This is a genomic window from Streptomyces sp. BV286, from assembly GCF_019090165.1.
Classification (GTDB): Bacteria; Actinomycetota; Actinomycetes; order Streptomycetales; family Streptomycetaceae; genus Streptomyces.
This window is the reverse complement of sequence record NZ_JAHRIB010000102.1, coordinates 1-5,313: the sequence shown is the minus strand read 5'-3', so window position 1 is coordinate 5,313 and position 5,313 is coordinate 1. Positions and strand designations below refer to the sequence as shown.

Below are 5,313 nucleotides of genomic sequence, written 5' to 3'. Positions count from 1 at the left end.
TCGGCCGTATCACCCTGGACCAGGACCTGATCCTGTACCTGTTCGGCACCCCCGGCCAGGACCGCTTCTGGTTCATGTGGGACGACCTGGTACGCGGCGCCATCGGCGCCGTCGTGCTCGTCGACACCCGCCGGCTCGCCGACTGCTTCCCCGCGGTCGACTACTTCGAGAACAGCGGCCTGCCGTTCGTCATCGCCCTCAACGGCTTCGACGGACACCAGCCCTACACCCCCGAAGAAGTCCGCGAGGCACTGCAGATCGGGCCCGACGCCCCGATCATCACGACGGACGCCCGGCACCGTTCGGACGCCAAGAGCGCGCTGATCACGCTGGTCGAGCACGCCCTGATGGCCCGTCTTCGGTAGGGCTCGTCCGGAGGACCATGTCCTGTCATTCAAGTCGGCAACGCCGTACGGAAGTTGTCGTAGACGCATTGGAGCCGGCTGTGTCGTTTGACACGGTCGGCCTCGGTGTTCATAACGTTTCGACAGAGATATCGGGTGGTACGGCCACGCGTCGCGGTCGTCTGATGCCGCTGTGCTCACAAAAGCCCCGCCTTTTGGCGGGGCTCGTTCTTTATGACCGTTTTATCTAGGGCTTACGTCACTCGGAATCTTCGGTTCCGAGTGTTTGGACCAGCACACACTGACGTGCTGGAATGCCAGAACTGCCCAGTAGTAAGGGCCGCAAGACACACGCGGCACGACGAAGGTGCCGAGCCGAGAGGTTGTTGGTCGAGTGAGGCGAAGCAAGAACGGTCCCGAGCCGTCGGCACGGGGCAACTTCACCCCGCCGCCGCGCGGAGCGGCACCCGCACATGTGCCCGGCTCGGAGCCGACGGCCCCACCCGCTCCCAGCGGCGGCCGTCTCTCTCCGCGCAACTGGCGTGTACCGACCAGGCTGAACGCGATTCTGCTCATACCCGTGGTGGTCGGCCTCGTCATGGGCGGCTTCCAGGTGAAGAGCTCCATCGACACCTGGCGGGAGGCCCAGGACGCGGAGAAGGTCGCCAAGATCGTCGACGCCGCCGGGCAGTACGCCGAGGCGCTCCTCAACGAGCGGGACATCTCCGCCCAGCCGCTGCTGGAGGGCGACCGGGACAACGCCGCCGTCAAGCAGGCGCGCACCGTCACGGACCAGAAGGCCAAGGAATTCCACGCGGAAGTCGTCGGTATGCCGGCCGGCCAGGGCCTCGAGCGCCGGCTGAAGCTGGTGGAGGACGCCGAGCCCACGCTGGGTCAGCTGCGCAAGGCCGCCTACACCACCGCGATGGACCCGACGAAGACCGAAGAGGGTTACGTCACCGTCGAGCACCTCCTGGCGGAGTTCTCGAACGAGCTGGGCCTCGGCACCGGCAACATCACGAGCTACGGCCGCACCGTGTACGCCATCACGCTGGCCAAGGGTGCCCAGTCCCTGCAGCGCTCGATCGGCATGCACCTCCTGGTGAAGCCCGCCTCGAACGAGAAGGTCAAGGGGCAGCAGGTCACCGCGTTCACGTCGTACGCGTACCTGGAGAACATCGCCATTCAGGAGTACGTCTCCGGTGGCACGGAGGCGGACGCCGCGCGCCTCAAGCAGGCGATGGCCGAGAAGGAGGCCGAGGGCAAGCAGCTGGCCGCCGCGGCGAAGAGCAAGACCGAAGCCGCCGGCCGCACCTACAAGGCCCCGCCCTCCATGACCGGCATGATCCAGGCCATCGGCAGTGGCACCTCGCCCACCGACCTGGCTCAGCAGGGCATCACGCCCGAAACCTGGATGGCGGCCTCCACCCTCAAGTTCGACGGCTACGGCGAGGTCGAGGAGGAGCTCATCAACCGGGCGGTCGACGAGGCGGGCCAGATCGCCACCGACGCCCAGCGCGACGCGTTCATCAACGGCGCGATCGTCATCATCGCCCTGCTCGCCGCGTTCATCCTCGCCGGGCTCATGGCCCGCCAGATGAGCCGCTCGATGCGCCAGCTGCGCAACGCGGCCTTCGGTGTCGCCGAGCAGCGCCTGCCGATGCTGGTCGACCAGCTCTCGCGCACCGACCCGGGCCGGGTGGACACCCGCGTCCAGCCCATCCCGATCACCACCACGGACGAGATCGGCGAGGTCGCCCGCGCCTTCGACCAGGTCCACCGTGAGGCCGTACGGCTCGCCGCCGAACAGGCCATGCTGCGGGGCAACATCAACGCGATCTTCACCAACCTCTCGCGCCGCAACCAGTCACTGATCGAGGGCCAGCTGACCCTGATCACCGACCTGGAGAACAACGAGGCCGACCCGGACCAGCTGGAGAACCTCTTCCGCCTGGACCACCTCGCGACCCGTATGCGCCGCAACGGCGAGAACCTCCTGGTCCTCGCGGGCGAGGAGCCGGGCCGCCGCTGGGACCAGCCGGTCCCGCTGGTCGACGTGCTGCGCGCCGCCTCCTCCGAGGTGGAGCAGTACGAGCGTGTCGAGCTCTCCGGCGTCCCGGAGGCCGAGATCCACGGCCGTGCCGTGACCGACCTCGTGCACCTGCTCGCCGAGCTCCTGGAGAACGCCACCACGTTCTCCTCCCCGCAGACCAAGGTCCGCGTCACGGCGACCCGGCTGCCGGACGGCCGCATCATGGTCGAGATCCACGACAAGGGCATCGGCCTCACCGCCGAGGACTTCGCGGACATCAACCACAAGCTGGCCAACCCGCCGACCGTGGACGCCGCGATCTCGCAGCGCATGGGTCTGTTCGTGGTCGGGCGGCTGTCCGACCGGCACGGCATCCGCGTCCAGCTGCGCCCCTCGGGCGAGCAGGCCGGTACGACCTCCCTCGTCATGCTCCCCGACGCGATCACCCACGGTGGCGGTGGCGAGCACCAGCAGCGCGACGACTTCACGGTGTCGCAGATCATCCCGGAGCACGAGCAGCAGGCGTTCCAGGGCGAGGAGTTCCAGAGCGGTCAGCCGTCCCTGCGCACGGCCGCCGAGCTGGGCTTCGACGACAGCCGCTACACCGAGGTCCCTGACGACATACGCGAGCTGGACCCGGTGGGCCGCTCCCTGATGCGTGAGGAGCGCCGCGCGGCCCTGGAGGCCCAGGCGCACGATGGTCCCGAGGGCGAGACCCCGTCCTTCCCGGACGGCTTCGCCCCGCAGCAGGGCTACGACAACGGCGTGCAGGGCTACGAGAACGGCGCAGCTGCGTTCGACAACGGCGCCGCCGCGTTCGACAACAGTCCTGCCGCGTACACCGAGGCACCCTCGTACGACCAGCAGACGCCGTACGAGGAGCAGCAGCAGACGTCGTACGACGAGACGTACTTCCCGGCGAACGGCGGCTATCCGGAACCCTCCTACGCGGAGCCGGCCCAGGAGGAGCACCAGCCGGCCCACGCCGCCGCGCGGGATTCGTTCTCGGCCTTCGAGGAGCAGCCCTACCGGGACGACTGGCCGCAGCAGGAGACGTACCAGAACGGCTACCGCGCCGAGTACGCCCCCGAAGCGGAATCCGCGCAGGCCGCTGACGTGGCCGAGCAGGACCGCGTAGGCTTCGACTCTCCGGGACCGGCCCCCTCCAACGCCCACGAGCTGACCGACGCCGGGCTTCCGCGCCGCGGATCCACCGACGCCGGGCTTCCCCGCCGCGGATCCACCGCGAGCGGCCGTCAGTCCGTGGGCCAGGAGTCACCGGCCCCCTTCGGCGGCAACGACAGCAACGGAAGCAACAGCGGCAGCGGCAGCAACGGCACCGGCAAGGGCGACTGGCGGTCGAACAACGACCAGATGTGGCAGCGTGCCGAGCAGCTGAAGAAGCCGAAGGCGGGCGGGGTCACCTCCTCGGGCCTGCCACGGCGGGTACCCAAGGCCAATCTGGTCGAGGGCACCGCGGAATCGACCCCACAGGGTGGCCCTTCGGTCTCCCGCGCTCCCGAGGACGTCCGGGGCAGGCTGAGCAACCTGCGCCGGGGCGTGCAGCGGGGACGTAATGCAGGCAGCGATACGAACGGTCAGGGCTTCGGCTCTGACAGCACCTACAACCAGGAGCGTTAGTGTGAGCCCGATGAGCCAGGCGGCACAGAACCTGAACTGGTTGATCACCAACTTCGTGGACAACACCCCCGGGGTGTCCCACACGGTGGTGGTCTCCGCCGACGGACTCCTTCTGGCGATGTCCGACGGGTTCCCGCGTGACCGTGCCGACCAGCTGGCGGCCGTCGCGTCGGGCCTTACCTCCCTGACCGCGGGTGCGTCCCGCATCTTCGAGGGCGGGAGCGTGAACCAGACGGTTGTGGAGATGGAGCGGGGATTCCTCTTCATCATGTCCATTTCCGACGGTTCGTCGCTCGCCGTTCTCGCACATCCGGAAGCGGACATCGGTCTCGTTGGGTACGAGATGGCCCTTCTGGTGGACCGAGCCGGTACGGTCCTGACGCCGGATCTGCGTGCGGAGCTCCAGGGGAGCCTTCTCAACTAGCAGACAAGCGATGCGTTTTGGCGTCCCGTGGCCGTAAGGTTTCGGGACGGCTCCACAGTGATGGGCCCGGCACAGTCGGAGGAGGAGAAAGTGGCAACACCCCCAGGCGGTTCGTCTTCGGGCAACTGGTCCTATGGCCCTGGCCAGGGCCAGGGCGGCAACGACTCGCCGAACCGGTACAACTTCCCCTCCGCACCGACCCCGCGGCACCAGCAGCCCTACGCACCCCAGGGGCCCGGGCCCTCGCCGTACGACCAGCCGCAGGCGCCGCGCATCCAGCCCGTGCAGCCCCATCGGCGCTCCCCCGAACCGTCCCCCGCGGGAGGCGCCAGCAATCCGCTGGTGCGTCCCTACGCGATGACGGGCGGCCGCACCAGGCCGCGGTACCAGCTCGCCATCGAGGCACTGGTGCACACCACCGCGCAGCCGCACCAGATGCAGGGCCAGTTGCCCGAGCATCAGCGGATCTGCAACCTCTGCCGGGAGATCAAGTCGGTGGCCGAGATCTCGGCCCTGCTGACGATCCCTCTCGGTGTGGCCAGGATCCTCGTCGCCGACTTGGCGGAAGCGGGCCTGGTCGCCATTCATCAGCCCGGCGGCGACGAGAACGCCGGCGGTCAGCCAGACGTGACTTTGCTCGAAAGGGTGCTCAGTGGACTTCGCAAGCTCTAGCGGAGGGCCTTCCCGCTCCACCACGTCCGCGAAGATCGTGGTGGCGGGCGGCTTCGGCGTGGGCAAGACCACGTTCGTCGGGGCCGTCTCGGAGATCAACCCGCTGCGTACCGAGGCCGTCATGACGTCCGCCTCGGCGGGCATCGACGACCTCACCCACACCGGGGACAAGACCACCACGACGGTGGCCATGGACTTCG

At 68.5% G+C, this 5,313-nt stretch carries 5 protein-coding genes; all 5 read left to right on the top strand.

The annotated features are described in order from the left end of the window. Positions 1-365: ATP/GTP-binding protein (locus KUF83_RS14270; RefSeq protein WP_217455053.1), on the top strand; the 365-nt coding region annotated here is incomplete at its 5' end. A gap of 373 nt (positions 366-738) precedes the next feature. Continuing rightward, complete coding sequence (locus KUF83_RS14265) at positions 739-4,017, top strand: nitrate- and nitrite sensing domain-containing protein (protein WP_217455052.1); 3,279 nt, start codon at positions 739-741, stop codon at positions 4,015-4,017. Positions 4,018-4,027: 10 nt separating this feature from the next. After that, positions 4,028-4,441, top strand: a complete 414-nt coding sequence (locus KUF83_RS14260; protein WP_217455051.1) for a roadblock/LC7 domain-containing protein — start codon at positions 4,028-4,030, stop codon at positions 4,439-4,441. A gap of 90 nt (positions 4,442-4,531) precedes the next feature. After that, positions 4,532-5,113, top strand: a complete 582-nt coding sequence (locus KUF83_RS14255; protein WP_217455050.1) for a DUF742 domain-containing protein — start codon at positions 4,532-4,534, stop codon at positions 5,111-5,113. Continuing rightward, positions 5,094-5,313, top strand: a 220-nt coding sequence (locus tag KUF83_RS14250; RefSeq protein WP_217455049.1) for an ATP/GTP-binding protein, incomplete at its 3' end; no start/stop codon positions are given. The genes KUF83_RS14255 and KUF83_RS14250, both read left to right, overlap by 20 nt.

Coding starts and splice junctions, on each gene's coding strand:
- KUF83_RS14260 (WP_217455051.1), top strand. CDS start 4,028: ATGAGCCAGGCGGCACAGAACCTGAACTGGTTGATCACCAACTTCGTG.